This is a genomic window from Desulfovibrio sp., from assembly GCF_009712225.1.
Taxonomy (GTDB): domain Bacteria; phylum Desulfobacterota; class Desulfovibrionia; order Desulfovibrionales; family Desulfovibrionaceae; genus Desulfovibrio.
The window spans coordinates 1-19,192 of the sequence record NZ_WASP01000007.1 but is presented as its reverse complement, the minus strand read 5'-3'; the positions used below and the strand labels follow the sequence as shown (position 1 = coordinate 19,192).

The window sequence follows — 19,192 nt, the reverse complement described above, 5'->3', positions numbered from 1 at the left end:
CCATTGGCGGGCACTTCCTTTATATATGTTCTGGCGGGGCGGCATGCCTCGCAATGCAATCTATTCGCCGTCGTTATCGGCAATGTCGGCTTCCGTGGCTTCCACGGCTTCGTCTGTCAGGCCCAGGCGGGCCAGGCGGGCGGCTTCCTGCTTGCGCTCGCGCGTGCCCATGGGTTTGCGCGATTCAAAGTCGGCGTTGCGGTCCTGCTGACGGGCAAAGACCAGAAAACCCGTGTGGGCGGTCATGCGGTCTTCGGGACGCAGACGGTCGGCCACGGGTTTCCAGCGGCGGATGAGGATTTCGCACACTTCCACATCGGCAAAGGGGCCGCGTTCAAGGCCCAGCAGCAGCTTGCTGACCTGATCCACCGTGGGCAGCAGAAAGCCAAAGCTCGCGCCGGGGCGTACTGCGGCCAGCGCGTGGTCGAGATATTCCCAGGGGGTGCGCACGTCAAGGAACAGCGCGTCCGCGCCGGTAACGGCAAAGCCTTCGGCCACGTCGCGGTTGTGCAGCTCTACGTTTTCGCCCACGCCCGCCCATTCGAGGTTACGGCGCGCCAGCTTCATGAATTCTTCGCGGGCCTCGTGGCTTACCACGCGGCCAGTGGGGCCGCAAAACCACGAAAGACCCGTGGTCAGACCGCCGGATCCGCAGCCAGCCTCAATGATGGTACGGCCCGGGCCAGCGCCAAGGCGCAGGCAGATATAGGCGATATCCTTGGGATAGATGATCTGCGTCTGCCGCTTGAGGCCCTTGAGGCGGTCATACAGGGTTGCTTCGAGCACCTGAATGGGAATGTTCTGGTTGGTGTAGACCACAGACCCAAAGTTGGCCTGAGCCACCTCGGCAGAAACCAGGGTGCCGTCGTTGCTGTGCCAGTCCTGTCCTTCGACAAGGCGTTTGACGTAGCGGCGGCCCTTTGGAGTTACATAGACAACAAGCGTACCGAAGGGAATCATGAGGTTCCTTTATGTTGCTGCTTCAGGGCTGCGCAACGGGCGCTTCCCACAGGTGTAAGAAAAAAAGCCTCAGTGGTGCGTTGCCGCGTCCACGGAAACAAAACGCCAGTCGGCCACGGAAAACAGCCCCCGTGCCGTAAGCTTGAGCGAAGGAATGACCGGCAGGGCCATAAAACTCAGGGCCATGAGCGGAGCCACATTGCCCGGAACCCCGTGGTCGTGCAGTACAGCATGGATGGAGTCCAGCGCGCGCACCACGGTTTGGGGCGGCTCGGGGGTCATGAGGCCAGCAACCGGCAGGGGCAGTTCGTCCAGAATCCTGCCGCTGCCCGCAACGGCAATGCCGCCGCCCATTTCTGCCACGCGGCGCACTGCCCGCAGCATGTCTGCGTCGTTATCGCCACACACAACAATATTGTGCGAGTCGTGGCTTACAGATGTTGCCACTGCCGCACCGCGCAGGCCGTATCCGGCCAGAATACCCACGCCTACCTTGCCCGTGGCCTTGTGCCGCTCAAAAACTGCAAGTTTGCACAGCCCGGAATTGCGGCGCGCGTCAAAAAGTCCGTCCACGCAGGTGATGGCATGCTCCTCGGCATCCGTAACCAGAGAGCCGGGGTGCAGGCGGATAACCCGCGCGCGGCCAGAGGGCACGGGCAGGGCCAGTACATCTGAGGGCAGGGGGGCCAGCTGCACCGTATCTGTAAGACCATCAAGCGGTTGGTCGCTCAGCGGGGCCAGCATGTGGCCTTCGGCCGCAACCTGCTTGCCGCCCGCAAAAGTCATGCGCACGTTGAACGAAGCCAGATCGTCAACCAGCACACAATCGGCGTCAAAGCCGGGGGCAATGGCCCCCTTGCCGTGCAGGCCCTCTGCCTCTGCGGCATTGAGCGTGCACAGGCGTACTGCGGTAACGGGGTCCATACCCAGAGCCACGGCCTTGCGCAGCACTTCGTCCATGTGCCCGGCGGTGAGCAGTTCCGAGGCGTGCCTGTCGTCGCAGCAGAAGGCGCAACGGTGGCAGTTGCCGGGGGTCACCAGCGGTGCCAGCGCGGGCAGGTTGCGGGCGGCTGAGCCGTCGCGCAAAAAGATGCGGCAACCGCGCATGAGGTTCTCTTGGAATTCTTCGGCGGTGGTGCATTCATGTGTGTTGGCAATGCCGGTGCACAGGTAGGCATCGAGCTCTCTGCCCAGCAGGGCGGGGGCGTGCCCGTCAACAGGCTTGCCGCGTGAACGGCTCAGTGCGATCTTGTCCAGAACTTCGGGGTCGGCGTGCAGTACGCCGGGATAGTTCATCATTTCACCCAGTGAGGCCACATGCGGGTCGTCCATAAAGGGAGCGAGATCATCTGCCTGTAAAACAGCGCCACTGTCTTCAAAAGGCGTGGCAGGCACGCACGATGGCAGGGCGAGAAAAATATTCAGCGGCAGGTTTCGGGCGCTGGCGAGCAAAAAACGCAGGGCAGCAGTACCGCACACGTTGGCGAGTTCGTGGGGATCGGCAACTACAGAGGTTGTGCCGTGAGGCAGGGCCATCTCGGCAAAGCGGGCCGGGGTGACCATGCTCGATTCCAGATGGATGTGGGCGTCGATAAAGCCGGGCAGCAGGTACGCGCCTTGCGCGTCCACCACCTCTCTGGCCTCGCGCTGACCAAAGCCCACAAAAACGCCGTCGCCAATGGCCACGGCGTCCTGTCGCACCAGGCCTGAAAATACGTCCACCACCCGCGCGTTGACGATAAGCACATCCGCTGGTTCGTTGCCTGCGGCCATGTCGATACGGTGTTTCATGGCTGTCTCCGGCCCAGAGGGCTTGGGTTGAACGCGCGGGGCGTTTGCGGTGGTGACTGGAAATATGCGTGCTGGCAGGGAACAATGGCATGCCTCCACGCGCAGGGCAGGTCTGTTGGCCGGGGTATCCATGCAATGCAAATATCCCCGGTTGCCAGCTGCCTGCCCTTAAATGGGCGCGTGGCGGTATGCTCTAAAACATCTGACGCATCAGGTCTTCGCCACCCTCAGAGGTATCTATTGCCGCGCCTTCGGGCGTGGCGGCCCCTGCGGTAGCCGAAACGCCCTGCATGGGCTGGTCGGCCTTGAAGGCCAGACCGTCGGCCATCACGATGCCCTCGGGCATCACAAAGTCGTCCTTGGGGTAGCGGTCTTCGATTTCGGAACGGTAGTAACGGAATATGGGGGCAGCGGTGCGCCCGCCCTGTTCAAGGCGACCAAGGCTCTGCACCTGATCGTAGCCCACATAGACACCCGTGACGAGGTAGGGCGAAAAGCCCATGAACCACGCGTCGCGTTCTTCGTTGGTGGTGCCGGTTTTGCCTGCGATGATGCGGCCCTCGATCTTGGCCCGTCCGCCCGTGCCGGAATTGACCACTTCCTTGAGCAGGGTATCCATAATATAGGCGTTCTGCGGCGAGATGGCCTGCCAGTGTTCCACTTCCTGCTTGTAGAGCACGCGGCCGCGCTCGTCGGTAATGGAGGTGATGATGCGGGGCCTCACGCCCAGACCCTGGTTGGCAAAGGCCGCATAGGCCTGCGTGAGGTTGAGGGGCGACACGGCCACTGCGCCAAGGCTGATTGCCAGCTCTTGCGGAAAATGCGGTTCAAGCCCAAGGGCCTTGGCGCGCTGCACGATGTTGGCAACGCCTACCTGCTGCGCCACGCGCACGGTGCAGGTATTGCGCGAAAGGGCCAGCGCGGTGTGCAGGGGAAGCTCGCCCTTGTAGTTGTGCTCGTAGTTGGAGGGCCGCCATACTTCATTGGTATAGGGGTTCACGTACACAAAGGGCGCATCGAGCACCGTGGATGCTGGCGTAAAGCCAAAATCCATGGCGGTGGAATAGACCACCGGCTTGAAGCTGGAACCGGGCTGGCGGCGCGCCTGGGTTGCGCGGTTAAAGTGGCTGTCGCCAAACTGGTAACCGCCGATAAGCGCCACAACGTCGCCCGACTGCGGCTCAACAGAAGCAATGGCGCCCTGCACCAGAGGTTCCTGCTGCAAACGCAGGGTGATGGGCGTGTTCTTTTTGACGGTAGAGGCGTCAAAAGGCACGGTTTTCTGTTCTTTTTTGCCCCTGGCGTTTGTCTCGGTGATAACGGTGTCTTCGGCGGAAACCCAGATCACGTCGCCAGCTACGGCAACCTGTCGGGGATCTTTGACCGCCGGGGCGTTGGCCGCCGCAACCTTGGGGTTGGGTTTGCGCGCCCACGACATGGCCGAAACGGGGACAATGCCCGTGTAGCCCTGGCCCAACGCAACTTTCAGCTCCTTGCCGTCTGCTGCGGTAACAAGCGCCTTGACCCATTCTCCACCAGCCAGGTCAATGGGCGAAAAGGCTGTTTTGGCGAGAAATTCTTTCTGCTTTGCGGGGTCGAGCTGTTCGACGGGGCCGCGCCAGCCCTGGCGCTTGTCCAGTTCTTCAAGACCACGGCGCAGGGCCGCGCCCGCGGCGTTCTGGTGGGCGGGGTCCATGGCGGTGTGCACGGTGAGGCCCGCTTCGTACACATAATCTGCGCCAGACTTGTTGGTTTCTATGCCAAGGGCCTTGAGGTTCGATTCTGTAAAAAATTCCACCAGCAGACGGCGGGCTTCTTCAAGATACCACTGGGCAGGGCCGCCCACGCCTTCGGGCATGCTCCAGTACACCAGCGGCTCGGCCGCGGCCTGGTCATACTCTGCCTGGGTAATCCACTTGAGGTCGCGCAACCGGCCAAGAACGTACATCTGGCGGTTCTTGGCTTCTTCGGGCCTGCGGAAGGGATTGTAGGTGCTGGGGGCCTTGGGCAAACCGGCGATGACGGCGCTTTCAGCCAGGGTGATATCTGAGGCGTGCTTGCCAAAATAGGTGCGGGCCGCAGATTCCACGCCAAAAGAGTGCTCGCCCAGATAAATCTGGTTGAGATAGATGGTAAGGATCTGGTCCTTGGTAAAGTTCTTTTCCAGCTGATAGGCCAGAATGGCCTCTTTCATCTTGCGGGTGTAGCTGCGCTCGGAGGTGAGCAGCAACTGCTTGATGAGCTGCTGGGTGATGGTGCTGCCGCCCTCGCCCTGGCGTCCCTTGCGGAAGTTGTTGATGGCCGCACGCATGATGGCCACGGGGTCTATGCCCATGTGGCGGTAGAAGGCGTCGTCTTCGGCGGCAAGAAATGACATGGGCAGATAGCGCGACATGTCTTTGAGACCGATGACAAAGCGTTTCTCATGGTTCAGCGTGCCGAGCATCGACCCGTCGCGCGCCAGAATAACCGTAGCCTGTGGCTGTTTGTATTCGGCAATGCGGTTGAGGTCGGGCAGGTCGCGCGATGCCCAGTAAAAAAGCATGACCACAGCTGCGCTGCCCAGAAGGCCGCACACTATAATGATACCCATGAACCAGAGGGCGCATTTTTTCAGGGACAGACGAATTTTCATGGCAGGGCGATACCGTTTTTTTGGCCCGGCGTAAAGGGAGGAGAGCTATGACCGGGCTTATGAGAAAATACGAAGTATTGCCGGAAAGGCAAGCCCCCGCGAAATACGCCGCACGGCACGGATGGCGTACTGGCCGCAGGGGTACGGCATAGTCAAAAAAAAGCGGAAGGTTACCCTTCCGCTTTTTCCCAAAATGTTGCGGCTGGAACTACACGCAGCCAGTGGGCTTGGGCAGGCCGGCCATTTTGCAGGCGCCCTTGCCGGGGCCGGAGGGGAAGAGTTCGTAAACTTCCTTCAGCTTGTAGCCGGTATTCTTGGACAGAATACGGACCATGGGGGCAATGCCGTTCTTCTTGTAGTAATCCTGCAGGAAGTCAAGGATCTTCTGGTGATCAGCGTTGATCTCAGAGATGCCTTCGGATTCCTTCACATAGTCCATCCATTCGGGGCACCAGTCGTCAAAACGCAGAAGGAAACCGTCTTCGTCAACTTCAAAGCTTTTACCTTTATAGGTGATCTCAGCCATGCGTGTGTCCTCCTTGGACAGCTATTGCTCAACCTCGCCAGGGCGAATCGCCCGGGCGCTACACAACCGGATATTTCCGGCCGAATTCCTCCGTTGGGCGCGAAAGCATACCGCAATCACAACGAGAGCTCTTATGACACAAATAATTTTTGATGGCAAGTCCTGTGCTTCTTTTTCGCTCTCACCGTGCATTTTTGTACCGAGCGATTGTGCAGTAATTCAGGTGCCATATCATAAACATGATTAAATTGTAGGTATTTAGTGCTGACAGTAGAGCACTTTACCGAGCTTGTTTACACCGTCAATAAGATCCTGTTCAGACTGCGCATTCTCCAGATCGCGCACACGCACGAACATGTGGCGGTTGCCGTCGGGGTTGGAGACGGTAAGCACGGAAAGGATGCGGGCGTTGTGCGCGCGCAGCAGGTCAAACAGGGGGCGCGCCGTGCCGGGCTGATCGGGCAGTTCCACCGCAAACTGCAAGCCGCCAAGGCGTGCGCCGGTGATGTCTACCATGGCCTTGAACACGTCGTGGTCAGAAATGATGCCCACCAGCTTGCCGGCGTCATCAACCACGGGCAGCCCGCCAACCTTGTTGTCCAGCATGATCAGGGCGGCCTGCTCGACAGTGTCGGTGGGTTTGACGGTGATGGGCTTGGCCGTCATAATGTTTTTGGCTTTCAGCTCGGCCAGCAGGTAGTGCATTTCGTACATGTCGAGCGTGGTGGCCTTGGAGGGAGAGGCATCGCGCACGTCGCGGTCAGAGATGATGCCAACGACCTGACCCTGTTCGTCCACAACCGGAATGCGGCGGATGTGGTGATCCTTCATGAGCTTGCCCACTTTGAGCAGCGATGTATCGGGGCCAACGCTGACAACATCGGTGGTCATCCAATTCTTTACAGGCATGCTTTCCCTCCGGGGGGATATGTTTCAGGTTATGACGGCGTGGCCGAAGGGGCCACGCACAGTTTTTGTATATACCAATGTGCCATTACTGCACAAGTGCGTAACTATTAGTTGCGTGAACAGCCAAAGTTTGAAGGGGCCGATATGCTTTTACATCTTGATTGCAGTGCGGGCATCAGCGGCCCGGCGACCCTTGCCGCCCTTGCCCATTTGGGGGTGGACTTTGAGCCGCTGGCAGCTGCTCTGGCCCGCGCGGGGCTGCCGTGCGGCATTGAGGTTGTGGGTGCCCTTGCCCCCGGCGGCCCGGGCTGCAGGGTGAATATTCACTGGCAGGAAGGGGCACAGCAACCCTGTTGTCTGCCTGATTTTACTGAAATTTTTTCAAGGGTGGACGTGCGCGACCGGGTGCGGCAGCGTGCGCTGGCCGTTGCGCTCGCCCTTGCCGAATCCTGCGCCCATGCGCGCCAGCTACCTGTAGATGCCGCCAATTTCGTAGATGTCGTGGACGCTGCGGAGCTTGGCGAGAGCTGGGCCGACGGTGTGCAGAACAAGCCCCATACGGCGCATACCTTGATTCATATTCTCGGCGTGGCCTACGGGCTTGATGCGCTCGGGGTGGAAAGGCTCACTGTCTCGCCCCTGCCCTGGTTTACTGGCAGCGTGACAGGCTGCCACGGCATTATTCCCCTGCCTCGACCCGCAACGGCATTTTTGATGCGGGGCAAACCCGTTTTTGCCACAGACTCGCGCGAAGAGCTTGTTACCCCCACAGGCGCGGCCCTTGTGCATGGGCTGGCAGACGAATTTGTTTCCGGCCCGCAGGGAACGGTGGCAGCTCTGGGCACCGGGTACGGGCCATTGTCCTCAGCCGGGGGCCTGCGGGCGTGGCTGGTGGATCAGGCCGGGGCCAGTTTGGGGGCCATGTCTGAAGAACCGTCTGAACATCGGGCAGACCACGCCCTTGGCGGCAACGAGTCTGTCATCCAGTTAGAGAGCCACATCGATCATCTTAATGGAGAGGATCTGGGCATGGCGCTCACGGCTCTTTCCGCCATGACAGAGGTGCTTGACGTGCTGTGGCTGCCGGGGGTTGGCAAAAAGAACCGCCCGGCTGGCCTGCTGCGTGTTTTGTGCCTGCCGGAGCAGCGCCGCAACGTGGCAGATGCCGTGCTGCGCCACACCCACACCCTCGGCCTGCGCGTGCAGTGCCTTGAGCGCATGGTGGCCCCGCGCCACGCCGCCATGGCAGAGGTGGCGGGCCAGCGGTTGCCAGCCAAGGAATATGTGATTGATGGTCAGACCTACGTTCGCCCGGAGGCGGATGCCCTCGAGGCCGCAGCCCGGCAGCGCGGTGTTGGTGTGCCCGCCCTGCGCAATGCGCGTGTAAAAGGCGGCTAGCAGAATACCGCCATATTTGTAAGCGGAGCGTTCCGCGTCTTAACGGATTTTTGACAGGCAACACAATAGTATGACCCCCATCTTGCGTCCCGCTGTCTGCTGGCGTAAGGAGGCAATGGGCGAAATGCCCACCCCAAGGAGGAATTTTATGCGTATGCAATATGTGTTGAAACCTTTGGCGCTGAGCGTTCTGGCTGCAGGCCTGATGTTTTCGGGAACACCTGCCGTGCAGGCTGCCCCCGACAGGGATGCCCAGCAAAATTACAAACAGCGCGGCGACCGTGACGGTAAGCGCGGTGATGACCGTGGTCAGCACTATGACCGCAAGGACAAGCAGGATCGTCGCGACGACAGGCGCGACGATCGCCGTGATGACCGTCGTGATGACAGACGCGACGACCATCGCGATAATCGCCGCGACAATCGCATGGACGGCAGGCACGACAACCGCAGCGAGCAGGGCGAGCGTATGGGCAAGCCACAGTACGACAAGGACCGTGGCGACCGCCGTGGCTCCCGTGGCGACGAAATGGGCCGTCCGCGTGACGACCGCCGTCCTCCGCGTGATGTGCAGCAGCGTGGTCCCCAGGGTGGGCGCTCTGCCGACAACGATGACGACGTGCGCAACTAGCGCCAGAGGCATTACATTATATTGATGGCAGTGTTTTCCGCACGCTGCCTGAATTAACACAGAAAGCCTTCCGAAACCGGAGGGCTTTTTGTGTTCTGGTCAAAGCAAAATCCGCGTTCTCCCATCGCTGCGCCATCCTCATGTGGCAGTAAAAGCATATTTATTGTCATTGTTGCCAGAGGCAGTGCTGCTCTAGGTTGGGTGCATTCACATCATGCCGGGTGCCTGGCACCCGGAAAAAAAGGAGACGTGTATGCACTCTGTTTTTCAGCGCTGTTTACAACCCCTGACCTGTCTGCTGGTTTTGCTGGCATCGACATGGCCCCTGGCCGTGCAGGCCCAAACATCCCCGGCACAGGCATCCCCAGCCCAGACCGCGGGAATGTACGACGCCATTCCCGCCTCCGCTGCACGGCAGGTGACGCTGGGCGTTTTGATTTTTCCCGGTTTTGAGATGCTTGATGCCTATGGCCCCATGGAAATGTGGGGCAGCCTCAAGCATGCGCCAGACCGCTTTTGGGGGGAGGCATCTGACCGCGTGGGTATTCGGCTGGTGACAGTGGCTGCCAGCAAGGGGGCAGTGCCTTCCAATCAGGGGCCAAAAACCGTGGCAGATTTTGATTATACCAACGCGCCAGCACTGGACTATCTGCTTGTGCCCGGCGGCATTGGCGCAATCCCGCTGGTCAACGATCAGGCAACCCTCAGCTGGCTGCGGGCGCAGGCAAAAAATGCGTCGCTTGTCATGTCGGTGTGCAACGGCGCATCATTGCTGGCTGCTGCGGGGCGGCGTGGCGGCGGGGGCGCCCCCCCGCACCACCCCGCCACAACAAACAAGATGGCCTTCAAGGCTTCTACCGCTCCTGGCCCCAAGGTGCGCTGGGTAGCCAGCGCCCGCTGGGTGGACAATGGCAATATTGTGACCTCGTCCGGGGTTTCCGCCGGTATGGACATGACTGTGGCGGTTATTGCCCGCCTGTATGGGCAGCCGCTGAGCAACTGGGTGGCTCAGGTCACGGAATATGAACCACACAGCGACCCGGCATGGGACCCCTTTGCCGTCAAGGCCGGGCTGGTAAGGTAGACTGCTGGCAGGAACCGGCCAGGGCCATTGCAGCATAAGCGGGCTGGAGCAGGGATTTACGCCCTGCGCTGGCCCGCGTGCTGTTTTATACCAGTGGGCTGGAATTTGAAGCAGGCAGGATGGTGACGCCGCTCTCTCTGAATGGTGCGCACAGCTGCTCGTCGCCGTCCGTCACCAGAGTCCATCCGGGGGGCAGGGGAGCCCATGCCGGTTGGGAGGCGCAGCCAAGTTTTGAAGCGTCGGCCAGCACATAAACTTCGCGTGATTGACGCATCATGAGCCTTTTGACCGATATCTGCTCAAGGCTGGCCTCGCAGAGCCCCCGGTTGGCAACAACCCCGTTGGCGCTGGTAAACAGCTTGTCGGCGGTGAGGCAGCGCAGCGACTCTTCGGCAAAATGCCCGTAGGCGCTCATGCTGATGGGCCGGATGGAACCGCCCAAAAGCACCAGATCAATGCGCGGAGCGTCTGCCAGAATGGCCGTGAGCTTGAGGTTGTTGGTGATGACCGTGAGCCTTTTTTCGTACAGAAAGCGCGCCATAAAGGTTACGGTAGAGCCGCCATCAAGAATGATGGTTTCGCCGTCGTTGACCTGCCCGGCGGCTGCCTTTGCAATGGTCTGCTTGGCAGCCCGGTGCTGGGACTCGCGGGCGGGGTAGTCGTCTTCCTGCAATGCCCGGGTGAGCATGGCTCCGCCATAGGTGCGCGCCACGGCCTTTTCACGCGAGAGGCGTTGCAGGTCGCGCCGTACAGTAGAAAACGACACGCCAAACCGCTCGGCCAGCTGCCGTATGTCCTTGTCGCCCGCGGCAATGGCCTCGAGCATGGCATCGCGTCTTTCCCTGCCTTTTCGCATGGTTCCCTACCTTTGTTGTTGGCGTGGCCTCAAGCCTAAGGACAAATCCGGCGGAATGAAAGGGGAATAACGGCTAAAAAATGCGCAAAACGCGCAAAAACTGCATAATTAGTTCAGATTTATGCAAAAAATAAAATTTTCTTGCTCATTTCAATCAATCTGCTAGCGTGTGACAAAATGGCTTCAATTTTGCGACAGAAGCAATTGACGCCGTGTTTAATTCGGACGGTGCGGGCAATATTTTTTTGCGTGAATCAGTCACTTTAATGCTCTTGCAGCAGACGGCGGGCCGCCTGCGCAGTGGAGGGTTAGGTCATGCAGATCAAGCGGTCTATGGAACGGATTCCCGGTGGCCTTATGGTTGTTCCCCTGTTGCTCGGCGCACTGTGCAACACATTTTTTCCCAATACCCCCAAGATATTCGGTTCGTTTACCGGGGGGCTTTTTACCGGCGCAACCAGTATCCTGGCTGTGTATTATGTCTGCATGGGCGCGACCATCAGCTTCAAGACCACGCCCTATATTCTTAAGAAAGGCGGCATACTGTTTGCCACAAAGGTGGGCATTGCGGCCATCATTGGCATTACCGTGGGCCAGTTTCTTGGCGAAGCGCCCATAAGGGAAGGTTTTTTTGCCGGTATTTCCACGCTGGCCATTGTAGCCGCGCTCAATGATACCAACGGCGGTCTGTACATGGCCCTGATGGGGCAGTACGGCAAACCGCGCGATGTGGCGGCCTATTCCATCATGTGTCTGGAATCCGGGCCTTTTCTGACCATGGTTACCCTCGGTGTGGCCGGGCTTTCGGCCTTTCCGTGGCAGATGATGGTGGGTGCCATATTCCCGCTGGTGCTGGGCATGATCCTTGGCAATCTCGACAAGGACATGCGCGACTTTCTCAAGGCTGCACCTGCTGTGCTCATTCCCTTCTTTGCCTTTGCTCTCGGTGCGGGGCTTGACCTCTCCAAGGTGTGGAACGCGGGCCTGCTGGGCGTGGGCCTTGGCATATGCGTGGTGGTGGTAACCGGCGTGGTGCTCTTTATCGGTGACCGTCTCACCGGCGGCACGGGCGTTGCCGGTCTGGCCGCATCGTCCACCGCGGGCAATGCCGCGGCTGTCCCCATGATTATTGCCCAGGCCAACCCCGTGTATGCCGAAGCGGCCCAGCACGCCACCATTCTGGTTGCGGCCTGTGTGGTTGTGACGGCCATTCTTACGCCGCTGGTGACTGCCTGGGGTGTAAAGACCTTTGGCGCGCCCAAGGATTTGCCCGCGGCTGAAGGCGAGGAATAGTCTTTTGCCCGGCACATGCCGGAGGAATATATGAAACAGTCCTGGTTTGTTCTTGCAGACGACCTTACGGGTGCGGCAGACTGCGCCATAGCCTTTGCGAAAAACGGCATGGTTTCGGATGTGCTGTTTGAAAGCGATACGGCGGCGGCCAGCGATGCCCCGGTGCTGGCGGTGGATGCCGCCAGCCGTCCCCTGCCAGCGGCAGAGGCAGCGCAAAGGCATGCGGCATTGCTTGAGCGGCATTTCCGCAAGGGCATGCGCCTGTATAAAAAGCTCGATTCCCTGCTGCGCGGGCAGCCTGCGGCAGAAACCGCGGCGGCCATCCGCACGCTGCGCGGCATGGGTGGCCCGGCGTTTGTGGTGATGGCACCGGCCTTTCCCGCCACAGGCAGAACCACGGTCAACGGTCGCGTGCTGGTCAACGGCATGCCCCTTGAAAACACCGAGGTCTGGGCCAGAGACCATACTTACGCCAACGGCGATCTGGCGGCTGCCCTGAAGCCCGAAGGCCTGAACGTGCGCAACATTCTGCTGGCAGATGTGCGCAAGGGCGCGCAGACCATTGCGGGGATGGTTGCGGCCGACATGGATGAAGGTTTTGACGGCGTGGTGTGCGACGCCGAAACGCTGGACGACCTTGCCTTTATCGCCGAGGCAACCCATGCTCTGGCCGACAGGCTGTTCTGGGTGGGCACTGGCGGGCTGGCCGTACCTCTGGCGCGCATGTCGCGGCCAGAGCAGGGTTCGTGCGTGGTTGCCCTGCCTCAGGGGGGGCGTGGCCTGCTGCTGGTTGTGGGCAGCGTGGTCAAGGTTTCGCGCGAGGCCTTGCGCCATGTGCTTGCCTCGCAGCAGGTGGAGCACTATTCCTTTACGCCCCAGCAGCTGCTGGGCGATGCGGGCGCCGCGCTGGCGGAGCAGGGAGCGGCCATTGCCGAGGCTCTTGCCGCTGGCAAGGATGTGGCCGTGGAAATAGCCGAGGTGGAGCACCCCAACATGGCCCTGGGCGGCAGGCTTGCCGCCAGCCTGGCCAGGGTGCTGCACAATGCGCTTGAATCAGCGGCCGGTCTGGTTGTTACCGGCGGTGAAACCGCAGCCAACCTCATGGCCGAAGTGGGTATCCACGGCATCCGGCTTGTTGCCGAAGTGGAAAGTGGCGTACCGGCGGGCATGACCCTTGGCAATTTTTCGCTTCCCATTGTGACCAAGGCCGGTTCCTTTGGCACAGAGCGTACCTTGGCCAGCAGCCTTGATTTTCTGCGGGCTGCAATCAAAAAAGGAGAACTGGCTTGAATCAGCTACCTGTGGTGGCCATCACCATGGGCGATGCCTCTGGCATTGGCCCTGAAATAATCGTCAAGGCCATGGCCCGCCCGGAAATCGGCACCTGGGCCAGAGCCCTGGTTGTGGGCGATGCAGAGCGCCTGCGCGAAGCCATCAGGATAACCGGCGCCGCCGTGCAGGTGCGAGCCGTAAGCAATCCCGAAGACGCTCGTTACGAATCCGGTTACATCGATTGCCTTGATGTTCCGGTGATTCCTGCCGGGCATCCCTTTGGCGTAGTTTCGCCCGTATCGGGCGACGGTGCCTTTCAGTTTGTCAAAAAAGCGGTGGATCTGGTGCTTTCCGGCAAGGCACAGGCCATCTGTACTGCCCCGCTGAACAAGGAAGCGCTGCACGCCGCCGGGCACATGTACCCCGGGCATACCGAAATGTTGGCCTATCTGACGGGCACGCCCGAAGTATCCATGATGCTGACCACGCCCAACCTGCGGGTAGTGCATGTGACCACGCATCTGGGCCTCATCGACGCCGTCAAGAAGATAGAACCGGCCCTTGTGGAGCGCACCATTACCCGTACACACGCCACGCTGGTGGATGCTGGCATCGCCAGCCCGCGTATCGGCGTGTGCGCCATCAACCCCCATGCTGGCGAGAACGGCCTGTTTGGCAATGGTGAAGAAGAAACCAAGATTCTGCCTGCCGTCAAGGCCACTCAGGCCAGAGGCTGGCAGGTTGAGGGGCCGTTGCCCGCTGATACGCTGTTTTACCGCGCCGGGCGGGGCGACTTTGACGTGGTCATTGCCATGTACCACGATCAGGGCCACGCGCCCATCAAGGTGCTGGGCATTGCCGACGGCGTAAACATCACCATCGGCCTGCCGGTCATACGCACCTCGGTGGACCACGGCACTGCCTTTGACATTGCGGGCAAGGGCATTGCCTGCGAAGACAGCCTTATTGAAGCCATGCGGCAGGCTGCGGAGCTGAGCAAGAAAAAATAGATGAGATGGCCGCCCCCGGCGGCGGCAAACCATAAAAAAAGCAGCAGCGCCCGGCTTGGACGCTGCTGCTTTTTTTATGCGTGGGGCAGGATGATTAACCCTGGCACTTCTTTTTGAGGGCATCGGCAATGGTAACGCCCATCTGGTAGCAGGCCTTGAGGGCCTCGTGGTCGGGGCGCCAGTTGCACTTCACGGGTTCGGCGGGCATTTCCATGTTCATGGAGGCCAGCTGTTCGTGCAGGTACTTGGGGCCTTCGCCAGACCAGCCGTAGGAGCCAAAAGCGCCGCCAATGCGGTTCAGGGGGCGCAGGCCCTTCATATAGGTAAGCTGGGCGGCGATGAGGGGCAGCACGGTATTGTTATGCGTGGGCGAACCGGCAATAACCGCGCCGCAGTCGGCCAGCTCGGTCATGATGGCGCTGTGGTGGTTCTGCTTTACGCTCATGATGCGCGTGGGCACGCCGTTTTCTTCAAGGCCGCTGCAAATGGCATAGGCCATGGTCTCGGTGGACTGCCACATGGTGTCGTAAAAGACTAGCGCGCGCTGCTGGGGCTTTTGCTCGGCCATGCTGCGGTACATGTCGATGATGTTGCGCACGGCCTTTTCGCCACGGTGGATAAGGCCGTGGTCGGGGGCGATCATGTCGATGTCAAGCTTTTCCACCACGGGCAGGGTCTTGAGCACCATGGGGGAGTAGGGCAGCACAATGTTGAAGTAGTATTCCTTGACGCGACGCGAAAATTCGCCGTCGTCGCCAAATTCATCAACAAAGCGCGCGGAGCTGGCAATATTCTGGCCAAAGATATCGTTGCTGATCAGCAGCTTGTCTTCGGGAATGTAGGAAACCATGCTGTCGGGCCAGTGCAGCATGCGGGTTTCCTGAAAAACGATGGTGCGCTTGCCGATGTTGATGCTGTCGCCGCTTTTGACTGCCTGCACGGGCCAGTTTTTGCAGTCAAAATAGCCAGCCATGGATTTGAGGCCGGTCTGCGACACAAAGACCTTTTCGGGCTTGCAGCGCTCGATGATGGCTTCAAGCGCGCCAGCGTGGTCAAGTTCCATGTGGTTGCAGATGATATAGTCAATCTTTTCGGGTTCAAGCACCTGGGCAAGGCGGCACAGCAGGGTGCCTTCGCAGCCCGAGGCAACAGTGTCGAGCAGAACGTTTTTTTCGTCCTTGATCAGGTAGGCGTTGTAGGTCGAACCGTCAGGCGAACGGGAATACCCGTGAAAATCCCTGTGGTCGTAATCGACAAAGCCGACCCAGAAAATATCTTTTTTTATCTCTACTGGCTGCATGGTAACTCTCCGCAGTGTTTGGAAATTCCCGTTTATGAAAAGCCCCGCTCTGCCTTGGGGCAAGGCAAAGCGGGGGGAAAGAACGGGAAATATGGAAAATTAGGCAGGAGAAAACTGGTCTTTGCCCACGCCGCAAACGGGGCAGGTCCAATCTTCGGGCAGGTCTTCAAAAGGCACGTTGTCGTTTTCAGCGGGATCATATTCGTAACCGCAAACACCACAAACATACTTTTGCATGGCTTGTCTCCTGAAAATATAATTTTGGCTTTATGCCGGGTGAATCTGTTCAGCGCACACACTGTGCTGCAAGGACGAAAAACTAGTTTTCAGCCTTCCAGTGACCGTGCAGGTTGCAGTATTCGCGGGCCGTAACCTTGGCCGCGTCAATGGCAAAAAAGGCTTCGGGCGCATCGCCAGGCTTCAGGAACTTGGTGTAGCTTCTGCCGTCGGCCAGCAGCTCGATCCATTCGATGAAGTGCTTTTCTTCCATGGGGTGAGCAACGCTGCCGACCTTCACCAGGTAGCCGCCGTCAACCTTTTCAATGACGGGGACGTGCTTTTCAAGAGCGCCGTCGGTAGCACCTTCGACCATCAGCTTCATGGGGTCACCACAGCAGACGATGTCGGCGCCGCCGCCATGAAGAACTTCAACGATATTGCCGCAGTGGGTGCACTTATACACTTCGAGTTGCGTGGGCATGAGTCCCTCACTTGTTTTGACTGGTTACTTTGTGGGGGCAGGCTGAAACACTTAAAAACGCATAATCAGCCCCCTTTCCAACAGTCATTGTGAAAGAAGTGGGCAGGGATGTAAAGCCTTTTTTTTAAGATTGGTAATTATTACCACTAAGATTGCGAGGTCAAAAAAGGCTGAAAAGCCGCATGGCTAGCTGATTTTCAGAGGCTAAAAAATTATTTTTTTGGTGCAGCATCACTGTTTGACGATATAGATTCTGACGTGCTCGATGGGGGCTGCGCAAGCGACGAGCCAGGCTGTGTCAGCGGTTCGCGGGCCGGTGCCGTGGCGCTGGTTGCGGGGTTTTGCGTGGTGCTGGCCGCCCTGTTGGGCGGGGATTGTTCCTGCGCCTGGTTCTGCATCTGCCCCTGTGTCTGTTCATGCTCGGGTATTGGCCCCACTGTATGGCTGGGGGCCAAAGGTGGCATGGCAACTGTTGTGCCAGACTGTCGCACCGGTTTCTGTTGTGCCGCGCTGCCAGTTACGCCAGATTCCGCAGCTGGTGCAGCTGGGTTGGCGGAGGATTTGTCCTCGCTGGCCGGGGGGAGCGCAGCCGGGTTGGCGGCTGGCTGTTCTGGAGCGGGGGTGGACTCCACGGCGGGATGTTCCGGGGCGCCCTTGCGCCGCGCGCCCAGCACATTGGGCAGCACGGCCCGCAGGTCGCCAGTTACCAGCAGTCCGCTTGGGCTCAGGCCCACCAGCTCACGTGTAAGCGCAGCCGACCGAACCAGCAGGCCTGCCTGGCCGCCGCCCTCAACATACATGACTGTGCGCACGTTGAGTGGCAGGTGCAGCACCTGCTGGGCAAAGGCGTAAGCCTCCACCGGCTGGCGGCAGTGCATGAAAAGTATCTGCCCGTCGCCATCCTGGGCAACGGCAGAGATGGAATAATGCGGGCCGCCGGGTGCCCAGAGAATGCGCCGGTCGGCGTTGATCATGCGGTAATTCTGGATAACCAGCGAGTAGCGCTCCAACTGCTGCCGCCACAAGGGATTGTCGCGGTCGATGATGGCCGCCAGGGGCAGGCCCGGTTCGTCCGGCCCCGCCACAAAAAAAGCGCCAAACCGCTGTACGATGCGCCCGTTGTTGGTGTGGTCGCCCTGACGCATGTAACCCGTGCTGGTTGAGCCGTCGGGCAGGTACATGCTGGCGTTGATGGCGGCAGAGAGATTGTACTGCTCGCCCCACTGGCTCAGCGGGCGCGAGGGGCCGCTGTCCTGCGAGCGTGCGCAGAGTGTAAAATCAAAGTAGGCGGGGTCGATGCGCAGCACTGAAAGACGGGCATCGCCGTCGTTGAGCTGAAATTCGCCAAACAGCAGGCCTTGCTCCAGTTCGCGCCAGTCGGCGCGCCCCTGGTCGTCCATGCCGTTTTTATTCGTGGATTCGTCTGTCGCAGCCTGAGAGGCGGTTGGCAGGGGAGGGGCCTGCTGTGGAGAGACAGGTTCAACTGCGCTGGTTGTGACTGCTCCGGCAGCTGTTACCGGGCCGCTGCCCGTATTGCTGGCCACCTGCCATTGCGCGGGCGGGGTGCCGGTCTGCTGCTCTGGCGCAGTGTGGTCTCGCGTGACCTGAATGGGCGCGGCATGCTCTGGGGCGGCAACCGCTGGCAGCGCATGGGCCGCAAGGCATGTTGCCAAAAACACCACCAGCCATGTTTTCGGCAGGGTGCGGACTGCCCGAATCAAATGCCGGATCGAGTCCGCTGCTGTGAAAAGAAACTGCCGGGTATTCATGTCTTGCCGTCTATTTTTAATGTCCGTAACCTGCATTACGACCGCTTTCGTCATTTGGCAAGGTGTGATGCCACATTTTTGTTGACATATCAACTTATCTTGATATAAACATAAACTATTAGGCCGCAGTATCCAAGTCTGTGGCATTACGCGCCAAGGAGCTTTTCATGCATATCGGTCAAATGATCCGGGAACTTTCGGCCCCTTTCTATTCGTTGGAGTTTTTTCCGCCTTCTGACACGGCCCATCTACCCGATTTTTACGCTACGGTTGACCGCTTGCGTGCACTTAACCCGCTGTTTGCCTCGGTAACCTATGGGGCTGGCGGTGCGCGGCAGCAAAATACGCTGGCCGTAACGGCAGAGCTTGCCCGCCGGGGCATCGCCGCCATGGCGCATCTGACCTGCGTGGGTGCCGAGCCTCAGTCCATTGCCGCATTTTTGAATGATCTGCGTGCGTCGGGGGTCAACAATGTGTTGGCACTGCGCGGCGACCCGCCCGCCGACAAGGCCTGGAACTGGAGCTCCGCCCATTTTCGTCATGCTTCTGATCTGGTGGCTTTTGCCAGAGAGCAGCAGCCGGGCATGGGCATTGGCGTGGCGGCCTATCCCGCCCCGCACCCCGAATCGCCCACATTTTCGCAGGACAGGCTGCACACGGCCAACAAGCTGCGCGCCGGGGCCGATTTTGCCCTCACTCAGCTCTTTTTTGACGCGCGAGAATATGAAGATCTGGTGAGCCACCTGCGCGGGCAGGGCATTACCACGCCGGTGATCCCCGGTATTCTGCCCATCCAGAGCTTTGATTCGCTGCGGCGCGTGCTTTCTTTGTGCGGGGCCAATATTCCCGGCAAGCTGTATCTGGCGCTCGAAAAAGCTCACAACGAGGGCGGGGCGGAAGCTGTGCGCGAGGTGGGCCTTGATTATGCCGTGCGGCAGATACGCAGCCTGCTTGACGCGGGCGCGCCCGGCATTCACCTGTACACGCTCAACAAGGCCGATATGTGCCTGCGGCTGGCCGAGGCTGTCGGCACTCTGTAATCTGGGGCGGGTCGGGGG

General features: G+C 59.8%; 17 protein-coding genes. 7 read left to right on the top strand and 10 right to left on the bottom strand.

What is annotated here, in order from left to right; all coding sequences use genetic code 11:
- Positions 1-60: 60 nt before the first annotated feature.
- The 5 genes from F8N36_RS09795 to F8N36_RS09775 form a co-directional block, all read right to left on the bottom strand.
- Entirely contained in the window at positions 61-960 is a 900-nt protein-coding gene (locus F8N36_RS09795; protein WP_291332627.1) for a tRNA (adenine-N1)-methyltransferase, read from the bottom strand.
- A gap of 69 nt (positions 961-1,029) precedes the next feature.
- A complete protein-coding gene (ade, locus tag F8N36_RS09790; protein WP_291332626.1) occupies positions 1,030-2,751 on the bottom strand; it encodes an adenine deaminase in 1,722 nt (573 codons plus the stop codon).
- Positions 2,752-2,944: 193 nt separating this feature from the next.
- A complete protein-coding gene (locus tag F8N36_RS09785; RefSeq protein WP_291332625.1) occupies positions 2,945-5,386 on the bottom strand; it encodes a PBP1A family penicillin-binding protein in 2,442 nt (813 codons plus the stop codon).
- A gap of 208 nt (positions 5,387-5,594) precedes the next feature.
- Positions 5,595-5,912: a TusE/DsrC/DsvC family sulfur relay protein gene (locus F8N36_RS09780; protein WP_022657697.1), complete on the bottom strand. Its 318-nt coding sequence runs from the start codon at positions 5,910-5,912 to the stop codon at positions 5,595-5,597.
- Between the two features lie 258 nt (positions 5,913-6,170).
- Positions 6,171-6,821, bottom strand: coding sequence for a CBS and ACT domain-containing protein (locus tag F8N36_RS09775; protein ID WP_291332624.1), 651 nt, complete (start codon positions 6,819-6,821; stop codon positions 6,171-6,173).
- A gap of 144 nt (positions 6,822-6,965) precedes the next feature.
- On the opposite strand from F8N36_RS09775, the gene F8N36_RS09770 reads away from it, so the two are divergent.
- The 3 genes from F8N36_RS09770 to F8N36_RS09760 all read left to right on the top strand — a co-directional run bounded on the left by F8N36_RS09770 (position 6,966) and on the right by F8N36_RS09760 (position 9,934).
- A complete protein-coding gene (locus F8N36_RS09770) occupies positions 6,966-8,219 on the top strand; it encodes a LarC family nickel insertion protein (protein ID WP_291332623.1) in 1,254 nt (417 codons plus the stop codon).
- 148 nt (positions 8,220-8,367) lie between these two features.
- The gene (locus F8N36_RS09765; protein WP_291332622.1) at positions 8,368-8,850 is read left to right on the top strand and encodes a hypothetical protein; all 483 of its coding nucleotides are present in this window, start codon (positions 8,368-8,370) and stop codon (positions 8,848-8,850) included.
- Positions 8,851-9,103: 253 nt separating this feature from the next.
- The gene (locus F8N36_RS09760; protein WP_291332621.1) at positions 9,104-9,934 is read left to right on the top strand and encodes a DJ-1/PfpI family protein; all 831 of its coding nucleotides are present in this window, start codon (positions 9,104-9,106) and stop codon (positions 9,932-9,934) included.
- Between the two features lie 85 nt (positions 9,935-10,019).
- Here the strand turns inward: F8N36_RS09760 and F8N36_RS09755 are convergent, their stop codons facing one another.
- Positions 10,020-10,790: a DeoR/GlpR family DNA-binding transcription regulator gene (locus F8N36_RS09755; RefSeq protein ID WP_291332620.1), complete on the bottom strand. Its 771-nt coding sequence runs from the start codon at positions 10,788-10,790 to the stop codon at positions 10,020-10,022.
- Between the two features lie 315 nt (positions 10,791-11,105).
- On the opposite strand from F8N36_RS09755, the gene F8N36_RS09750 reads away from it, so the two are divergent.
- The 3 genes from F8N36_RS09750 to pdxA are packed head-to-tail and all read left to right on the top strand — an operon-like array spanning position 11,106 to position 14,365.
- Positions 11,106-12,083 (top strand): 2-keto-3-deoxygluconate permease, encoded by a 978-nt coding sequence (locus F8N36_RS09750; protein WP_291332619.1) that lies wholly within the window; start codon positions 11,106-11,108, stop codon positions 12,081-12,083.
- 30 nt (positions 12,084-12,113) lie between these two features.
- Positions 12,114-13,373 (top strand): four-carbon acid sugar kinase family protein, encoded by a 1,260-nt coding sequence (locus F8N36_RS09745; protein ID WP_291332618.1) that lies wholly within the window; start codon positions 12,114-12,116, stop codon positions 13,371-13,373.
- Positions 13,370-14,365 (top strand): 4-hydroxythreonine-4-phosphate dehydrogenase PdxA, encoded by a 996-nt coding sequence (gene pdxA / locus F8N36_RS09740; protein WP_291332617.1) that lies wholly within the window; start codon positions 13,370-13,372, stop codon positions 14,363-14,365. Before F8N36_RS09745 ends, pdxA begins: the two co-directional genes overlap by 4 nt.
- 94 nt (positions 14,366-14,459) lie before the next feature.
- Here the strand turns inward: pdxA and F8N36_RS09735 are convergent, their stop codons facing one another.
- The 4 genes from F8N36_RS09735 to F8N36_RS09720 all read right to left on the bottom strand — a co-directional run bounded on the left by F8N36_RS09735 (position 14,460) and on the right by F8N36_RS09720 (position 18,086).
- Complete coding sequence (locus F8N36_RS09735; RefSeq protein WP_291332616.1) at positions 14,460-15,665, bottom strand: FprA family A-type flavoprotein; 1,206 nt, start codon at positions 15,663-15,665, stop codon at positions 14,460-14,462.
- Positions 15,666-15,764: 99 nt separating this feature from the next.
- Positions 15,765-15,902, bottom strand: a complete 138-nt coding sequence (locus tag F8N36_RS09730; protein ID WP_291332615.1) for a rubredoxin — start codon at positions 15,900-15,902, stop codon at positions 15,765-15,767.
- An 82-nt stretch (positions 15,903-15,984) separates the two neighbouring features.
- Positions 15,985-16,365 carry a desulfoferrodoxin gene (locus tag F8N36_RS09725; protein WP_291332614.1) on the bottom strand — a complete coding sequence of 127 codons (381 nt, stop codon included), beginning with the start codon at positions 16,363-16,365 and terminating at the stop codon, positions 15,985-15,987.
- Positions 16,366-16,577: 212 nt separating this feature from the next.
- Positions 16,578-18,086, bottom strand: coding sequence for a phosphodiester glycosidase family protein (locus F8N36_RS09720; RefSeq protein WP_291332613.1), 1,509 nt, complete (start codon positions 18,084-18,086; stop codon positions 16,578-16,580).
- Positions 18,087-18,301: 215 nt separating this feature from the next.
- Here F8N36_RS09720 and F8N36_RS09715 point away from each other — a divergent pair, with 215 nt between their 5' ends.
- The gene (locus F8N36_RS09715; RefSeq protein WP_291332612.1) at positions 18,302-19,174 is read left to right on the top strand and encodes a methylenetetrahydrofolate reductase; all 873 of its coding nucleotides are present in this window, start codon (positions 18,302-18,304) and stop codon (positions 19,172-19,174) included.
- Positions 19,175-19,192 lie beyond the last annotated feature (18 nt).